13 protein-coding genes are annotated in these 16,653 nt (G+C 61.5%); 2 read left to right on the forward strand and 11 right to left on the reverse strand.

Annotated elements, in window-relative coordinates; genetic code table 11:
• Window positions 1-5: 5 nt before the first annotated feature.
• The 5 genes from DW003_RS01510 to DW003_RS01530 all read right to left on the reverse strand — a co-directional run bounded on the left by DW003_RS01510 (window position 6) and on the right by DW003_RS01530 (window position 7,871).
• A complete protein-coding gene (locus tag DW003_RS01510; protein WP_233545460.1) occupies window positions 6-3,434 on the reverse strand; it encodes a DNA-directed RNA polymerase subunit beta in 3,429 nt (1,142 codons plus the stop codon).
• A gap of 571 nt (window positions 3,435-4,005) precedes the next feature.
• Window positions 4,006-4,914 carry a UTP--glucose-1-phosphate uridylyltransferase gene (locus DW003_RS01515; protein ID WP_117716442.1) on the reverse strand — a complete coding sequence of 303 codons (909 nt, stop codon included), beginning with the start codon at window positions 4,912-4,914 and terminating at the stop codon, window positions 4,006-4,008.
• 313 nt (window positions 4,915-5,227) lie between these two features.
• Complete coding sequence (gene rplL, locus DW003_RS01520) at window positions 5,228-5,605, reverse strand: 50S ribosomal protein L7/L12 (protein WP_117758628.1); 378 nt, start codon at window positions 5,603-5,605, stop codon at window positions 5,228-5,230.
• A 102-nt stretch (window positions 5,606-5,707) separates the two neighbouring features.
• Window positions 5,708-6,229, reverse strand: a complete 522-nt coding sequence (rplJ, locus tag DW003_RS01525; RefSeq protein WP_055250258.1) for a 50S ribosomal protein L10 — start codon at window positions 6,227-6,229, stop codon at window positions 5,708-5,710.
• Between the two features lie 505 nt (window positions 6,230-6,734).
• Window positions 6,735-7,871, reverse strand: a complete 1,137-nt coding sequence (locus DW003_RS01530) for a pyridoxal phosphate-dependent aminotransferase (RefSeq protein WP_118387149.1) — start codon at window positions 7,869-7,871, stop codon at window positions 6,735-6,737.
• A 93-nt stretch (window positions 7,872-7,964) separates the two neighbouring features.
• Between DW003_RS01530 and DW003_RS01535 the strand changes: the two genes are divergently transcribed.
• Window positions 7,965-8,636 (forward strand): hypothetical protein, encoded by a 672-nt coding sequence (locus DW003_RS01535; RefSeq protein ID WP_117639555.1) that lies wholly within the window; start codon window positions 7,965-7,967, stop codon window positions 8,634-8,636.
• 1 nt (window position 8,637) lies between these two features.
• Here the strand turns inward: DW003_RS01535 and DW003_RS01540 are convergent, their stop codons facing one another.
• From DW003_RS01540 to DW003_RS01565, 6 genes are all read right to left on the reverse strand, one after another.
• Window positions 8,638-9,201: a DNA-deoxyinosine glycosylase gene (locus DW003_RS01540; protein WP_117639553.1), complete on the reverse strand. Its 564-nt coding sequence runs from the start codon at window positions 9,199-9,201 to the stop codon at window positions 8,638-8,640.
• A 3-nt stretch (window positions 9,202-9,204) separates the two neighbouring features.
• On the reverse strand, window positions 9,205-10,581 hold the full coding sequence (locus DW003_RS01545) for an alpha-amylase family glycosyl hydrolase (RefSeq protein WP_118387151.1): 1,377 nt from the start codon (window positions 10,579-10,581) through the stop codon (window positions 9,205-9,207).
• A gap of 154 nt (window positions 10,582-10,735) precedes the next feature.
• Window positions 10,736-11,932, reverse strand: coding sequence for an MFS transporter (locus DW003_RS01550; RefSeq protein ID WP_118387153.1), 1,197 nt, complete (start codon window positions 11,930-11,932; stop codon window positions 10,736-10,738).
• Window positions 11,933-12,053: 121 nt separating this feature from the next.
• Window positions 12,054-14,414 (reverse strand): ferrous iron transport protein B, encoded by a 2,361-nt coding sequence (gene feoB / locus DW003_RS01555; RefSeq protein WP_118377403.1) that lies wholly within the window; start codon window positions 14,412-14,414, stop codon window positions 12,054-12,056.
• 121 nt (window positions 14,415-14,535) lie between these two features.
• A complete protein-coding gene (locus DW003_RS01560) occupies window positions 14,536-14,856 on the reverse strand; it encodes a hypothetical protein (RefSeq protein WP_118387155.1) in 321 nt (106 codons plus the stop codon).
• Between the two features lie 47 nt (window positions 14,857-14,903).
• Window positions 14,904-15,803 (reverse strand): alpha/beta hydrolase, encoded by a 900-nt coding sequence (locus DW003_RS01565; RefSeq protein WP_118387157.1) that lies wholly within the window; start codon window positions 15,801-15,803, stop codon window positions 14,904-14,906.
• Window positions 15,804-16,047: 244 nt separating this feature from the next.
• Here DW003_RS01565 and DW003_RS01570 point away from each other — a divergent pair, with 244 nt between their 5' ends.
• Window positions 16,048-16,611, forward strand: a complete 564-nt coding sequence (locus DW003_RS01570; RefSeq protein WP_118266321.1) for a PTS glucose transporter subunit IIA — start codon at window positions 16,048-16,050, stop codon at window positions 16,609-16,611.
• Window positions 16,612-16,653: the final 42 nt, after the last annotated feature.

The following is a 16,653-nucleotide window of genomic DNA, read 5'->3' on the forward strand; positions in this document are numbered from 1 at the left end:
GTCAACTACTCCTTATCAGTGGTCGTGGCGGCGACAGCCTCGGGCGCCTCGGCGGTCTCGGCATCCTCGGCCTCGATGTCGGCGTCAACGCCGGCGAGCGCAGCCAGGTCGTCGAGAGCAGAGGTCTCCTCGGCGGTCACAGGGGCGGAGGCGTCCTCGTCAGCATCGTGCATGGGCTCGATGTCCAGTGCGAGGGAGCGGATCTCCTTGACGAGAACCTTGAAGGACTCGGGGATACCCGGGACAGGAACGTTCTCGCCCTTGACGATGGACTCGTAGGTCTTGACGCGGCCCACGGTATCGTCGGACTTGACGGTCAGGATCTCCTGCAGGACGTTGGAAGCACCGTAAGCGTACAGTGCCCAAACTTCCATCTCGCCGAAGCGCTGGCCGCCGAACTGGGCCTTGCCGCCCAGAGGCTGCTGGGTAACCAAGCTGTAAGGGCCGGTCGAACGGGCGTGGATCTTGTCGTCGACCATGTGGCCGAGCTTGAGGATGTAGGACGTACCCACGGTAATGGGCTCGCGGAACTCCTCGCCGGTGCGGCCGTCGAACAGACGGGTCTTGCCGCGCTCGTCAAGCTGGGTGACGAACTCGGGGCGCATGTGATCGCCAAAGGCAGCGGTGGCCTTGTTGAGCATGTTCTTGTTGGCACGACGGATGACCTCGGCGATCTCGTCCTCCTTGGCGCCGTCGAAGACGGGCGTCGCGGTGAAGAACGGACCGGGGACATACTTGTCGGAGTCGGCCTGCTCGGTATCCCAACCGCAGGCAGCAGCCCAGCCAAGGTGGCACTCGAGCAGCTGGCCGACGTTCATACGCGAAGGAACGCCCAGCGGGTTGAGGATAACGTCGATCGGGGTACCGTCAGCCATGTAGGGCATGTCCTCGACCGGCAGAACGTTACAGATAACACCCTTGTTGCCGTGGCGGCCGGCGATCTTATCGCCCTGCTGGATCTTACGACGCTGGGCGACGTAGACGCGCACCTGCTCGTTGACGCCGGGGGCCAGGTCGTCGCCGTTCTCGCGGCTAAAGCGGACGACGTCGATGACGCGGCCGTACGCGCCGTGAGGCATCTTAAGGGAAGTGTCGCGAACGTCGTGAGCCTTGGCACCGAAGATGGCGCGCAGCAGGCGCTCCTCGGCGGTCAGAGCGCTCTCGCCCTTAGGCGTGACCTTGCCGACCAGGATGTCGCCAGGGCCAACCTCGGCGCCGATGCGGATGATGCCGTCCTCGTCGAGGTTGGCAAGCATGTCCTCGGAGAGGTTCGGGATCTCGCGGGTGATCTCCTCGGGGCCGAGCTTGGTGTCGCGGGCGTCGATCTCGTGACGGGTGATGTTGATGGTCGTCAGCAGGTCCTCGGCCACCAGGCGCTCGGACACGACGATACCGTCCTCGTAGTTAAAGCCTTCCCACGGCATGTAGGCCACGGTGAGGTTCTGGCCCAGTGCGAGCTCGCCGTGATCGGTCGAAGGACCGTCGGCCAGGGGCTCGCCCTGCTCAACGGTGTCACCGACGCGCACGAGCGGACGGTGGTTGATGCAGGTGGACTGGTTGGAGCGCTGGTACTTGGCCAGGTGATACTCGTCCATGCCGCCGGCATGCTTGACGATGATCTTGGCGGCGTCGGCAAAGATGACCTCGCCGGCATTCTTGGCCAGGGTGACCTCGCCGGAGTCCAGGGCGGCGCGACGCTCCATGCCGGTACCGACATAGGGAGCGGCAGGGTGAACCAGCGGCACGGCCTGACGCTGCATGTTGGCGCCCATGAGCGTACGCTTGGCGTCGTCGTGCTCAAGGAACGGGATCAGCGTGGCTGCGACGGAGAGCATCTGACGCGGCGAGACGTCCATGTAGTCGACGTCCTCGACGGGCACGTCGGCGGGGGCGCCGAAGGAGCCGTCGAAGTCGCGGGTACGAGCAATCACACTATGCGGACGAACGATCTTGCCCTCGGCATCGGTCGTGATGAACTCGTTGGTCTTGGGATCGAGCGGCGTGTTGGCCGGCGCGATGACGTGCTTCTCTTCCTCGTCAGCGGTCATCCAGTCGATCTGGTCGGTGGCAACGCCGTTCTCGACGCGGCGGAACGGGGCCTCGATGAAGCCATACTCGTTGACGCGGGCGTAGAGGGCGAGCGAACCGATCAGGCCGATGTTGGGGCCTTCGGGGGTCTCGATCGGGCACATGCGGCTGTAGTGCGAGTTGTGAACGTCACGGACGGCCGTCGGCACGTTGGTGCGGCGGCTGGAGCCGGACTTGTGGCCGGCAAGACCACCAGGGCCGAGTGCGGACAGACGGCGCTTGTGGGTCAGACCGGTCAGGGGGTTCGCCTGGTCCATGAACTGCGAGAGCTGCGAGGAACCGAAGAACTCCTTGATGGAGGCCACGATCGGGCGGATGTTGATGAGCGACTGCGGGGTGATCTCGTCGATGTCCTGGGAGCTCATGCGCTCACGGACGACGCGCTCCATACGGCTCATGCCGATACGGAACTGGTTGGCGACGAGCTCGCCGACGGTGCGGATGCGGCGGTTGCCGAAGTGATCGATGTCGTCGACCTTGAAGCCCTGCTCGCCGGCAGCGAGGGACAGTAGGTAGCGCAGCGTAGCGACGATATCCTCGTCGGTGAGCACCGTGACCTCTTCCTCGGTGGTGAGGTTGAGCTTTTTGTTGACCTTGTAGCGACCGACGCGGGCCAGGTCGTAGCGCTGCGGGTTAAAGAGCAGACCCTCGAGCAGGCTGCGGGAAGCGTCCACGGTGGGAGGCTCGCCCGGGCGCAGACGACGGTAGATCTCGATGAGGGCGTCCTCGCGAGTGAGGGCGGTGTCGCGCTCCAGGGTGCGCTTGATCACATCGGAGTTGCCGAGCAGCGCGATGATGTCGTCGTTGGTGACGGCGATGCCAAGGGCGCGCAGGAACATCGTGGCGCTCTGCTTGCGCTTACGGTCGATGGAGACCATGAGCTGGTCGCGCTTATCGACCTCAAACTCAAGCCAGGCACCGCGGGACGGGATGATCTGGGCCTTGTAGATCTGCTTGCCCGAATCCATCTCGGAGCTGTAGTACACACCCGGGGAACGGACGAGCTGCGAGACGACGATACGCTCGGTACCGTTGATGATGAAGGTGCCCTGATCAGTCATCATGGGGAAGTCGCCCATGAAGACGAGCTGCTCCTTGATCTCGCCGGTCTCCTTGTTGGTGAGACGGACGTCGGTCAGAAGCGGAGCCTGATAGGTCATATCCTTCTCGCGGCACTCCTCGACGGTGTGCGCGGGGTCGCCGAACTGATGCTCGCCGAAGGTAACCTCGAGAACATGGTTCTGGCTCTGGATGGGGCTGGATTCCTTGAACGCCTCACGAAGGCCCTCGTCCTTAAAACGCTCAAAGGATTCCCTTTGAACAGAGATAAGGTTGGGGAGCTCCATGGCCTCCGGGATTTTCCCGAAGCTGACGCGTTTGCGCTCAGTGGCAGTGTATGCGTAGGTCACCAGGTTTTTCCTCCTTCACGGAAATGCTCGGTGGGTTGGCGAGGCATAGCTTCGCCAGTTATCGCAACCTAATAGTTTATCAGGTACCGACCGTTGGGCAAGAAAAGCCTTGACGCGATTGAGTTTTTGGAGTAGCAAAGTTTTTCGACAGAAAAGGTGCAGGTAGATAGGTATGTATCGAACATCTGTTCATATATTTTATGTGAACGAGACTGCTGGTGCGGACCGCTGAGTGACGGAATGGCGGCGAGGGTCGATCAAGCGGAAACTGCGTCCCGTTTTGAAGCCTCAAACTGGGACGCAGTTTCCGATTGAGCCCTGTTTGGGAAAGCATATCCCGTTCTGAGCCGAAATTCCGGGTCGCAGTTTCCGCTAGGGGCCTCAACCGGAAAGCGCGTCCCAGAATTCGACCAAATTGCGGGATGCACTTTCCGGAGGCAAGCCGCGGCGCGCATAAAAAACGGGTGCAGACCGAAGTCCGTACCCGTAAACGTCGATGACCGAAGGCTTATTTGCGCATCAAACCGCCGCGCTCGTCAATAGCGTCCCAGAAGGCGCTGGCAAAGCGAGGATCGCTTGCGGCCATGAGGGCGTTGGTGGCCATCCAACCAGAGGGCGTGCCGGTGTCGTAGCCCGAGAGCGGGTCGATGACGACAGCGTACATAGCCTCGCGGTCGAGCGAGCGGGCCATGGCGTCGGTCAGCTGGATCTCGCCGCCCTTGCCGGCCTGCTGATCGGCGAGCAGGTCCATGACCAGCGGGCTCAGCAGGTAGCGACCGACGATGTACAGGTTGGACGGAGCCGCCTCGGGAGCGGGCTTCTCAACCAGACCGCCGATGCGCCAGACAGCGCCCGGCTCGGCATCGGCAACGCCCTCGGCGCCCTCGAGCGAACCGACGCGCTCGCCGGCGATAACGCCATAGCGGCTGACCTCCTCGGGCGAGCAAGCGGCAACGGCGATAACCGAAGCGCCACCGTGCTCCTTGGAAACGGCAAGCATCTTGTCGCAGATGTCACGGTTAGGCACAACGTAGTCGCCTAGAAGAACCAGGAAGTTCTCCCCTGCCACGGCATCGGCAGCAGAGCGAATGGCATGACCGAGGCCCTTGGGCTCGTACTGATAACGGAAGTCGACCGGCATGCCGCCCGCGTGGGCAACAGCGTCGGCGTAAGCATCCTTACCGCGCTCGCGCAGCAGATTCTCGAGCGAGCGATCGGGCTGGAAGTAGCTCAGCAGCTCGGGCTTACCGGGAGAGGTAACGATGATGGCGTCGTCGACCTCCTCGGGGTCGAGTGCCTCCTCAACGACATACTGAATGACCGGCTTGTCGAGCACCGGCAGCATCTCTTTAGGCGTGCATTTAGTGCCAGGCAGAAAACGCGTGCCAAGGCCGGCGGCGGGGATGATTGCCTTCATGTTATTCAAGGATCCTTTCGCAGGCGCAGAATACGCCCTGTGCGTGCGGCACAACGGCCGCAGACCAATTTGCGATACCGGAGCATCTTACCGCCGGAGACATACGTCGCCGTAAGGCAAACGCAATTCTTCAGCAGGTCAACGCAAATTATTGGTCGAATGGTGCAATTTTTGGCCCCAGCGGTAACGGGATTGGCACGGCGAAGACAGCGGCGTTCTGCGTGTCGAGCAATGGGAATGAGGGGCTAAAACAAAAAAGACGGGACTCGCATAGCGAGCCCCGTCTGCAAAGAAATCTGGCAAGAAAGCCTGATTACTTGAGGGTGACAGCAGCGCCAGCAGCCTCGAGCTTCTCCTTGGCAGCCTCGGCGTCCTCCTTCTTGGCACCCTCGAGAACAGCCTTGGGAGCGCCCTCGACGACCTCCTTGGCCTCCTTCAGGCCAAGGCTGGTGAGCTCACGGACGGCCTTGATGACCTGGATCTTGTTGTCACCGAAGCCCTCGAGCACGACGTCAAACTCGGTCTTCTCCTCGGCCTCGGCAGCGCCAGCAGCAGGAGCGGCGACAACAGCGGCAGGAGCAGCGGCGGAAACGCCGAAGGTGTCCTCGATAGCCTTGACGAGCTCGGAAGCCTCGAGAAGGGTCATTTCCTTAAGAGCATCGATGATCTCATCGGTGGTAAGCTTAGCCATTTCTAAGTCCTTTCGGTTTCCGTGCGGATGCACGGAGATCAGTTAAAACACGGCGCGAATGCGCCAGGGGTGCGGCGTTGCCGCCGCGGGTGAAAACAGCAACTAGGCTGCCTTCTGCTCGGAGACCTGCTGGATCGAACGAGCGAGACCAGAGGAAACGCCGTTGACGCAGACAGCGATGTCGCGAGCGAAACCGGAGATGAGACCGGCGATCTGGCCGAGAAGCTGATCCTTGGTGGGCAGCTCGGCGATAGCCTTAACATCATCGGCGGAAACGGCCTTGCCGTCGGAGATACCGCCCTTGATCTCAAGGACGCCCTTGGACTTAGCGGAGAAGTCCTTAAGGGCCTTAGCGGCCTCGACCGGCTCGGTCTCGTAGAACACATAAGCGACGGGGCCGGCGAGGATCTCGTCGATCTCGGGCTGCTCCTGGTTCTTGAGAGCGATCTTGACCAGGTTGTTCTTGTAGACCTTCATCTCGGCGCCGCACTCGCGAAGCTGATGACGCAGCTCCTGAGCCTGCTTAACCGTCAGACCGTTGTAGTTGACGACGAACAGACCGGCGTTCTCGGCGATACGGGACTCGATCTCTGCAACCTTGTCGATTTTGTACTGCTGGGGCATGAATTACACCTCCTCAAATTCTTTCCGGGCACGGTCCGCCACAAGGACGTGACGGGGGCATGTCCAAAAAGAAAGCCCCCGCGCTGCATGAGCGACGGGGGCGAGAAGACATATCTACTCGACCACCTCGGCTGGCGGGATATCCCATTAAGCTCGCGGGCGATGCCCGTTTGCACCGGCTGTCTCTGGCAGCGGATTCGTGCGTGAACCGAAAGTATTATGGCGGGGACCCCGGCGTCGGTCAACGGGAAACCGGGCTGCACACAATTCCACCATCCGGCCGCGCCGCCGAAGGCCAGGCGCAAGGTTTTCGCTCGGTCAGGTCCTGGGCTCGCACGAAGAGCACATTAAGTGCTCTTCGGCTCGTGCGGAATCTACGAAAACCTTGCGCCTGGCCTTCGGCGGCGCGGCCTGCGGTGACTTTGGGGCAGCCCGGTTTCCCGTTGGCCGGCGCCCCCACTCATAAGCCTTAAGTCGGTGAGCTGATATGTTGCGTCCCTGATGGCTACAAGGTTGAAAGGAAGGTGGACAGGCGGCGGAGGCCTTCGTCCAGGTCCTTATCGGAAACGCAATAGCTGAGGCGGACGTGGCCTTCGGTGCCGAAGCAGTCGCCCGGGACTAGGGCTACGTTTGCCTCTTCGATGGCTTTGATGCAGAAGTCTTCGCTGGTTAGGCCGAACTTTTTGATGCTCGGGAAAGTGTAGAAGGCTCCTGCGGGCTCTACTACGTCGAGGCCCATGGCGTTTAAGGCTGCGAGTACGCGTTCGCGGCGGGCTCGGTAGACTTTGAGCATGGGGGTTGGGTCGACGGTCAGGGCTCGGGCTGCGGCGTCCATTTCGAAGGAGACAGCACTCGATACTAAGTATTGGTGAGCCTTTGCGATCTCGGCGATGACGGGGGCTGCCGCTGCGAGCCAGCCCAAGCGCCAGCCGGTCATGGCCCAGGGCTTGGAGAAGCTCTCGATGACCACCGTCTGGTCGCGCAGCTCCGGATGGCGCTGGGCAAAGCGCTCGTAGCCATCCACATAGACCAGACGGTTGTATACGTCGTCGCAGACTACGTAGATGCCCGCCTGCTCTGCCACGCGCGCCACGACGTCGAGCGATGCCGCGTTGAGAATGCAGCCCGTGGGATTGTTGGGCGAGCAGATAACGACGGCCTTGGTCGCCGGGGTCACACAGGCGCGAAGCGCATCCTCGTCAATCTGGAATTGCGCAGGCTCCGTATCCAAGAAGACCGCCTTGGCGTGGTTGGCCACGACGATGCTCTCGTACAGGCCAAAGGCGGGCGTGGGGATAATGACCTCGTCGCCGGGGTTGAGCATAGCCATAAATGTTGCCGACAGGGCCTCGGTCGCGCCGTCGGTCAGGATGACCTCATCGGCGGAAAACGCCAGACCCGCGTCACCCATATATTCGGACAGTGCCTCGCGCAGGGCGGGGCGGCCGTTGCTGGGCGGATAGTGCGTGTCGCCGCGGTCCAACGAAGCAGTCACCTCGGCGCTAACCACATCGGGCGTGGGAAAATCGGGCTCACCGAGCGCAAGCGCAATGCATCCCGGATGCTGCGCGGCGAGTGCGTTAATCCGACGGATGCCGGAGGGCTTGAGCGTGGCAAGCGAGGTATTCATGGGCAGACGCATGGCATTCCTTTCGTGAGGGTTGCACTAGGATAGCGCGGCGGAGCGCCGTCATACGGTGTAACCTAAACGGAAACCGACCGGAAAGGAGGCGGCATGGAGACGACCGCACGCGGCGATGTACCAAAAACACTGCATAACATCGCGTTTGTCAGTATTTCCGAGAGCGCCGATCTTGAGTTTTTGCTCTGGGACCTGCAGGATGCCATCGCCGCCTATGCACAGCTTTCCGGCACTGTGCTCCCCCACCCGGTCGTTTTGGAGGCGGATGATTCCGGCAGCGTTGCCGGTGCCGCCGATGGCATTGTGTTCGCCATTGAAGATGCACCCAATGATGAAGCGATGGCGCCCATTAAGCAGATGCTCGACCGCTTTGGCGGCGCAGGGACGCGTGCCTATGTTGTTGTCCAGGCCGACGTCGGCGGCCTCGAGCGAGCACACGGGCTCGTCGTGCGTCTGCGAGCGACGTGCGACCTTCGTGGGCTGTCATGGTGCGGCGGCGTTGTCGTCTGTACCGGCAGCGGCTTCGCGGCGCTTCGTCACTCACCGCGCATGGGACTCTTGCGGCGACCGTTTTCGGAAGCGATGGACAAGCTCGTAGGCGCCGTTCGTATGGGCTGTTCGGTTGAGCATGCGCAGCGACTTGGTGGTGGTAATGCCGAGGACGTCGACGCCGACGGCATGATTTGCACCGAGCCAGCCGTGCCCGCGCCGATCTGGCGAGGCGTTCTGAAACGTCTGGGCGCCCACGCTCAAACAAAAATCTAAATTAAATAACAGCCCAGTCAACGGCTTCACTCCAACGCTCGACAAGCCGCTCCAAACGCCACGCCGCGTTGGCAGGACTCGTCGACGGCAGCACGATGGCGGGTAGCCCCGTCCGCTCTTGTAGATAGCGTTTGTAGAGCCGCCCGGCCGCGCCGCCGTTGCAGATAACGACCTCAATCGGCGTGACATCGGTAATGCGCTCGACATGCGCCGGAACGACGTTTTTGATGCTCGCGTCGCTTGAGCCCTTGATGTCACAGCTCTCGATCACGTCCCACAGGGCCACGCCGCCGTTGAGCAGCATAGCCCGCTTGGCAGCAACCGAGGCGTCGAGCGTCGCGGGCTCGCCGCTCGCCAAAGAGTCTCCCTCGTTGGGCGGCACGGGCACACCGAGGCACGCGGCCATCACACGCCAAAAGCGATTCTGAGGGTTGCCGTAATAAAAGGCGTTGGCGCGCGAAAGCACCGAGGGAAACGATCCGAGCACCAAAACGCGCGAGTGCTGGTCGAACACGGGCTCAAACCCATGCTCAATATGTTGATAGCCCTCATCGGACGCAGCCATGGCCTAGGCCCTCAACAGATAGCGCACCTCGTAGGGTGCAAGCTCAAGGGCACCCGTTAGCTCGACTGTGGGCGCGCCGTCGGCAAGTAGGTCGGCAAAGGAGCCGTTGAGCTCGCCGGCTCCAAAGGTATAGGGCTCGTTCACGGCATTGACCGCCACGAGCACCGTCGCGTCGTCGCAGGCGCGCTCGAACAGTAGCTGCTTGTTCTGGATCACCACGTTGCGATAGGCACCATAGTTGAGGGCACGGGCCGCCGCATCGTCTGCCGAGCGCAGGTGCGCGAGCTGCTTGATGAAGGCCGTCAGCTCGTTGGGCGCAGGCTCATCGAGCGCAGGTCGCAGCGCCCAGTCACCATCGGGGCCGCCCTTTTCGCCAGGAATCCCCCACTCGCTGCCATAGTAGACGCACGGAATGCCCGGCATGCCAAAGAGCATGCCATAAGCGGGGCGCAGACAGGACTTGTCGGTAAGGATGCTCGCCAGGCGCGGCACATCGTGGTTGTCGACAAACGACAGCAGATGCTTGCCGCGATAAATGCACCACGGGTCACCGCCAAACTGGCGATGCAGCGAGTGGGCGATCTCGAACATGTTGACCGAGTTAAAGCTGGAGTACAGGCCCTTGTAGCACTCGTAGTTGGTGCAGGAGTCAAGCATCTCGTCATTGACGATCTGGTTGTAGTCGCCGTGGAGCGTCTCACCAATCAGCACAAAGTCGGGCTTGAGCTCACGGGTAAAAGTATGCAGGCGGCGCATAAAATCGCGATCGAGCATATAGGCGACGTCCAAGCGCAGGCCGTCGATGCCAAAGCCCTCGGCCCAGCGACGCACGGACTCAAGCAGGTAATCGACCACGGCGGGGTTTTGCAAGTTGAGCTTCACAAGCTCAAAATGACCTTCCCAGCCCTCGTACCAAAAGCCGTCGCCATAGCAGGAGTCGCCGTCAAAGCTAATGCGGAACCAGTCCTTGTAGGGCGAGTCCCACTTGCGCTCCTGAACATCGCGGAAGGCCCAAAAACCGCGACCGACATGGTTGAAGACGGCATCAAGCACCACACGGATGCCATGGGCATGCAGTGTCTCGCACACGGCGGCAAAGTCGGCATCCCCACCCAGGCGACGGTCGATATGGCGCAGGCTGCGCGTGTCGTAACCGTGACTGTCGGATTCGAGTGGCGGGTTAATGAGCACAGCACCGATGCCGAGTTCCTGCAGGTAGCCGGCCCATTGGGCGATCTTCATGATGGGCGCATCGGGGTTGGGCGCAGCGTTGGCAGCCTGGGCGAGCTCATCCTCGGCAACGGGCGCGGCGTTTTCGCGCGGAGCTCCACAAAAGCCCAGCGGATAGATCTGGTAGAACGTCGTCTCGTATGCCCACATAGCAACCTCCCGGCAATCTTTCACGCAACGCCATCCATTGTATGCCCGCCGCGCATCCCCTCCCCCAAAATAAGTTGCGGTGAAATAGGGACTGTTGAGACCAATAAACCGGGCAAACAGTCTCTATTCCACCGCAACTGATGAGGGAACGTGATTAGGCGACGGGCTTTGCGCGGCGTATGGCCGGGAACAGCACCGTAATGGCGAGGATGACGCCCACGACGGTAATCGCCCCGCCCGCAAAGCCAATCCAAGCGATACCGGGACCCGAAACCACGGCGCCGCCGATTGCGGTGCCCGTGCCGATACCGAGGTTAAACAGGCCCGAGAAGATCGACATGGCGACGGCCGACGAATCCGCCGGCGTGTACTTGATGAGCTCGGCCTGGAACGCCACGTTAAAGGCTGTGGAGCAGCAGCCCCATAGCGCGCAGACGGCAAGCACTGCTACGAGCGACGATGCGACCGGACCCATGAGCAGCAGAGCCACCGGCACGCCGGAGAGCGTGATAGCCAAGAACGGGAAGCGATGCCCATCGAACAGGCGGCCGAACAGCCAGCTTCCGAGCAGACCGGAGCAGCCAAACGCCGTCAGCGTCATGGTAATAGCGCTTGCGTCGACGTGCGCGACCTGCGCCAGGAACGGCTCGATATAGCTGTAACCCGCATAATAGCCGGTTGCCATGAACACCGTGACCGCATAAAGCGCGATGAGGAACGGATTCTTGAGCAGCTCGGGCAGCTGCTTAACGGTAAAGCGCTCGCCCACCGGCATGGCCGGGAACACCGCGGCCTGGTACACCACCGCGGCGGCAGAGAAGGCACCGACCACGGCAAACGTCATGCGCCAGCCCACGGCCAGGCCGATGGCGCGACCGATCGGCAGGCCAAAGATTTGCGCGATGGACGAGCCCGTAGCGATCATGCTGATGGCGAGCGCCCCGTGGCGGGTGTCGACAAGGCGCGAGGCCATGATCGAGGCGACTGACCAGAACACGGCATGCGCGCAGGCGACCACCAGGCGCGCGCAGACCAAAATAGGATAGGTGGGCGCCACGGTGGACAGGAACTGACCCAGAGAAAACACGGCGAGCACGCCGAGCAGCATACGCTTGAACTCAAAGCGCGAGGCAAACACCATGAGTGGCAGCGACAGCAGCATGACGCCCCAGGCGTAGACCGAGATCATGATGCCGGCCTGGGCCTCGGTGAGCGAGAACGACGCGGCAATATCAGTCAGAAGGCCGATGGGCATAAACTCCGACGTGTTGAACACGAACGCACAACAGGCGAGCCCGATAAGAGGGAGCCACTGCTTGAGTGAGATGCCATCTTGTCTTGCCTGACTCATATATAACGTCTCCAATCATTTTGAGCGGAGGCGATTATATAGCAACGGCCCCGCATCCGTCAGCAACAGATGCGGGGCCGCAATCAACTCAATACACAGGGGTTGCGCCGTCAATAAATAGCTAAGCCAACCCCAGCAATATGCCCGCCGAATGCACGACAAACGCCACGATCCAGGCGACCGTCACCTGAAACGCGAACACGGCAACGGCATAGCGCGCGCCCAGCTCGCTCTTGACGGCACCGATGGACGCCACGCAGGGCGGGTACAGCAGCGTAAAGACCAGGAACACGTAAGCGGTAAACGGCGAAAACATGGTTGACAGCACCGCGGGCGACGTTGCGCCCAAAAGCACCGTGAGGGTCGAAATGACGCTCTCCTTGGCGATAAGTCCGGTGACGAGCGCCGTCGAGGCGCGCCAGTCGCCGAAGCCGAGCGGGGCCAACACCGGCGCGATGATGCTACCCAGACCGGCAAGCAGACTCTGCGACTGATCGGCGACCACATTAAAGCGGATGTCGAACGTCTGCAGGAACCAGATGACCACCGTAGCGGCAAAGATAATGGTAAAGGCCTTGGTAATAAAGTCCTTGGCCTTATCCCATGCCAGCATCACCGTCGTCTTGACGCTTGGCAGGCGATAGTTGGGAAGCTCCATGATAAACGGCACCGGGTCGCCCTTAAATGCCGTGCGGTTGAGCACCAAAGCCGCGATACAGCCAACCGCAATGCCGATCAGATAGAGCGAGACCATGGCGGGAACTGTCGCCTGCGGGAAAAACGCCCCGCACAGCAGACCGTAGACCGGCAACTTGGCCGAACAGCTCATGAACGGCGTGAGCATGACCGTCATCTTGCGGTCGTGCTCGGATGGGAGCGTACGGGTTGACATGATTGCCGGCACGGTGCAGCCAAAACCGACGAGCATGGGCACAAAGCTGCGGCCCGACAGGCCAAAGCGACGCAGCACCTTATCCATGACAAAGGCCACGCGCGCCATGTATCCGGAGTCTTCCAGAATGGAGAGGAACAAGAAGAGCACGACGATAATCGGCAGGAAGGTCAGCACGCTGCCCACGCCCGTAAGCACGCCGTCGACAGCCAGAGAGCGCACCACATCGTTGGTTCCGAACGCCTTGAGGCCCGCATCGGCCGAGGCGATGATGACCGCGATGCCGTCCTCCATGAGTCCCTGCAGCGCCGCACCGATCACGCCAAACGTCAGCCAAAAGACGAGGCCCATGATCACCAGAAACGCCGGAATGGCCGTGTAGCGACCCGTCAGGATGCGGTCGATCTTGACGGAGCGCACGTGCTCGCGGCTCTCGTGCGGCTTGACGACGCAACGCCCGCACACGTCGCCGATAAAGCTAAAGCGCATATCGGCCAGCGCGGACAGGCGGTCGGTGCCGGCCTCGCCCTCCATCTGGGTAATGATGTGCTCGATAGCGTCGAGCTCGTTGCGATCCAGGTGAAGCGCCTCGGTCACCAGCTCGTCGCCCTCAACCAGCTTGGTCGCTGCAAAGCGCACCGGGATGTGCGCCGTCACGGCATGGTCCTCGATAAGGTTGGCAATGCCGTGGATGCAGCGATGCAGTGCACCACCGTCCGAGCCATCGGGCGCGCAGAAGTCCAGGCGACCGGGGCGCTCGCGGAACCGCGCCACGTGCAAGGCATGATCCACCAGCTCGCCGATACCCTCGTTGCGGGCAGCGCTAATGGGGACAACAGGCACGCCCAACAGGCTCTCGAGCAGGTTGACGTCCACGGCGCCGCCGTTGGCCGTCACCTCGTCCATCATGTTGAGCGCGATGACCATGGGGCAGTCGAGCTCCATAAGCTGCAGCGTCAGGTACAGGTTGCGCTCGATATTGGTGGCGTCGATGATATCGATGATGGCATCGGGATGCTCGTCAAGGATAAACTGGCGGCTCACAATCTCCTCGCCCGTGTACGGCGACAGGGAGTAAATGCCGGGCAGGTCGGTAACGCTCGCCTCGGGGTGGTTACGGATAGTGCCGTCCTTGCGGTCGACCGTCACGCCGGGAAAGTTACCGACGTGCTGGTTGGAGCCCGTAAGCTGGTTGAACAGCGTGGTCTTACCGCAGTTTTGGTTGCCGGCGAGGGCAAAGTGCAGCGGTGCGCCCTCGGGCACGGCCGTCTTGGCAGCACGAGGCGAATACGTCCCCTCGCCCAGGGCCGGGTGATCTGTCGTGCCGATTGCGGCGTTAACGCGCGGGCCGGTATCGGTGTCGTGCACATCCACGAGCTCAATGCGGGCGGCATCGTCCTTGCGCAGTGTCAACTCGTAGCCACGCAGACGGATCTCGAGCGGATCTCCCATAGGGGCGTATTTCATCATGGTGACTTCGGTGCCCGGCGTGAGTCCCATGTCCAAAATATGCTGTCGGAGCGCCTGATCATCGGATGTCACCGATGCGACAACGGCGTCCTTTCCAATCTCGAGTGTATCGAGCTTCACGCGCTCATCCTTTCGTTAGACGCGGTTAACCGTTTACCGGGGCTAACCAACTCGTAACGACAAATGATAGCGCTCTGAACTATTTTATAAAGTCAAATACCGATGTTTACCTGCGCAAACTTTATGCGATGCGCCCCGAAAGCTCTTTGCGCATACCGCTCAGCGAGATCGAAACGGAACCCGACCGCGCGGTAGCAGTGAGTCGATCACCCTCGACCGACCCCGTGCATGTAAAGGGCGCCTTGCCCATCAAGACGTGGGAGATAGTACCCAAGAGCTCAAAGAAATCGCCCTCAGCACGGGCACTCGAGAGAGCAATATTGAGACCCCTGACGTTTAGTACTGCCCTGAGCGCGCCGTTCACCCCATGTGAAAACGTCACCTCGCCGCGTCTACTCCCCACCGGCGTCTGGGCCGAAACCACATACGTACCCTCAAGCATGGCTCCTCCTCTAAGCAGACTTTTTGAAACGGGTAAGTAGTCTACTTTTACATATGGCGCTCCAGGAAGCGGAAGGCTAGGCGAATCCAGGGACGGACCGCCACTTGCTTGTCCTCATTGTCGACCGCAGTGTTGGCGTTGCCGAGCGAAAGGCCGTGGCCACCCTGGTCAAAGACGTGCATCTCGCATGCAACGCCCTCCTCGGCCATGCGCTGCGCAAACGGGTAGACCTGCGCGACCGGCGCCGTCTTGTCGTCCGAAACGCCCCACACAAAGGTCGGGGGCATCTGGCGCGAAACGTGCGTGGTAGGGCAAATGTCGGTCAAGTGCTCATCGGTCGCCTCGCCGCCCGTCACCATCGACAGATAGTCGTTGAGCAAATCGCGCCCCGTCTTGCCACCCGTCTTGGGCACGCGCAGGTCGATGCGCGGGTCGCGCGTCTGCATATCGCGCACATAGGCAAGGTCGAGCAACGGATAGCCCAGCACCACGGCATCGGGGCGAATATCTTCCGCGCGCGCCCCTGCCAGGCCCGCGAAGGGACCAGTCTTCCATTGCGTTGCCAGCGAAGCGCAAATCATGCCGCCCGCCGAGAAGCCCACGATGCACACGCGCTTGGGATCGACATGCCACTCGTCGGCGTTGGCGCGCACGGTAGCAACCATCTTGGCGAGGTCCGCCTGCGGGTGCGGAAAACTCACGTCACCCGTGCCACTCGTCACATAGTTGAGCACAAAGGCCTGGTAACCGTGATCCAAAAACGCAAACGCCACGGGATCCTGCTCGTGCGGAGCGATATGCGTAAACCCGCCTCCGCCGCAGATGATCACCGCGGGGCGGCGGCCATTGGGCTTGTCGGGCAGCGGCTCGGCACCCAGATACGTAAACGTCGCCGGATAATCCTCGGTCGGCTCCTCGCCCCACAGCGCATGGTTCTCAATAATCATAGGTGCTCCCTCCGTGCAAATTAAGCGCCATTGTTTTTCGCCTTCAAGCGTACCCCACTTGAACCCGTGACGCAGAAACACGCCAGCAATAAGTTTCCCTTCAACTGATATATCACATAATCCCAGCTCAGAGGTATCGCTGAGCAGCGTAGAATAGGGGGTGTTGACCAAGCCGCGAAACAGATATGAAACGTTTCCGGCAAACCAAACGCGCGATATGCGCCTATTTAAGTTGGAGGCAACTATGGGTCTGCTCGATTCGCTTAAGTCCACCTTCACCTCGACCGGCGAGGCGTCCGTTCCGCCCGCAGCAAGCTTCGCCACCCGCGAAGGCGTCATCTATGCCCCCGTCAACGGCGTGCTCGTCAGCCTGGACGAGGTTCCCGACGAGACGATCGCCTCGGGCATGCTTGGCCAGGGCTATGGCATCGAGCCCATTACCGGCACCATCTATGCGCCCGCCAACGGCCGCATCGGCGCCACCACTGTCACCAACCACTCCATCGGCATGATTACCGAGGACGGTCTGCGCGTATTCATCCATGTTGGCCTGGGCACCGTGGAAATGAACGGCAAGGGTTTTGCCCGCTTTGTCGAGATGGGCGATGTGGTCAAGGCCGGCCAGCCGCTCATCAGCTTCGATCGCGAGGCCATCAAGGCCGCCGGCCACGAGGACATCGTGACCGTCATCGTCTCCGAGCTCGATCGTCTTAAGAGCATCGACCATGTCGGCGAGTCTGGAACGCTTATCGGCGGCAACCCGCTCGTCAAGCTTGGCGACCCGCTGCTGGTTGCCAAGACCAAGTAGCCAGGCCCCGCGCCACACAGCCAAAAGGCACCTCGTCAAGCG

Origin of the sequence: Collinsella sp. AF36-3AT (genome assembly GCF_003475205.1) — a bacterium.
Classification (GTDB): Bacteria; Actinomycetota; Coriobacteriia; order Coriobacteriales; family Coriobacteriaceae; genus Collinsella; species Collinsella aerofaciens_AF.

Excerpts from the sequence above, each read along its gene's own strand:
- DW003_RS01510 (WP_233545460.1), bottom strand. The coding sequence starts at position 3,434 with ATGGAGCTCCCCAACCTTATCTCTGTTCAAAGGGAATCCTTTGAGCGT.
- DW003_RS01515 (WP_117716442.1), bottom strand. The coding sequence starts at position 4,914 with ATGAAGGCAATCATCCCCGCCGCCGGCCTTGGCACGCGTTTTCTGCCT.
- rplL (WP_117758628.1), bottom strand. The coding sequence starts at position 5,605 with ATGGCTAAGCTTACCACCGATGAGATCATCGATGCTCTTAAGGAAATG.
- rplJ (WP_055250258.1), bottom strand. The coding sequence starts at position 6,229 with ATGCCCCAGCAGTACAAAATCGACAAGGTTGCAGAGATCGAGTCCCGT.
- DW003_RS01530 (WP_118387149.1), bottom strand. The coding sequence starts at position 7,871 with ATGCGTCTGCCCATGAATACCTCGCTTGCCACGCTCAAGCCCTCCGGC.
- DW003_RS01535 (WP_117639555.1), top strand. The coding sequence starts at position 7,965 with ATGGAGACGACCGCACGCGGCGATGTACCAAAAACACTGCATAACATC.
- DW003_RS01540 (WP_117639553.1), bottom strand. The coding sequence starts at position 9,201 with ATGGCTGCGTCCGATGAGGGCTATCAACATATTGAGCATGGGTTTGAG.
- DW003_RS01545 (WP_118387151.1), bottom strand. The coding sequence starts at position 10,581 with ATGTGGGCATACGAGACGACGTTCTACCAGATCTATCCGCTGGGCTTT.
- DW003_RS01550 (WP_118387153.1), bottom strand. The coding sequence starts at position 11,932 with ATGAGTCAGGCAAGACAAGATGGCATCTCACTCAAGCAGTGGCTCCCT.
- DW003_RS01560 (WP_118387155.1), bottom strand. The coding sequence starts at position 14,856 with ATGCTTGAGGGTACGTATGTGGTTTCGGCCCAGACGCCGGTGGGGAGT.
- DW003_RS01565 (WP_118387157.1), bottom strand. The coding sequence starts at position 15,803 with ATGATTATTGAGAACCATGCGCTGTGGGGCGAGGAGCCGACCGAGGAT.
- DW003_RS01570 (WP_118266321.1), top strand. The coding sequence starts at position 16,048 with ATGGGTCTGCTCGATTCGCTTAAGTCCACCTTCACCTCGACCGGCGAG.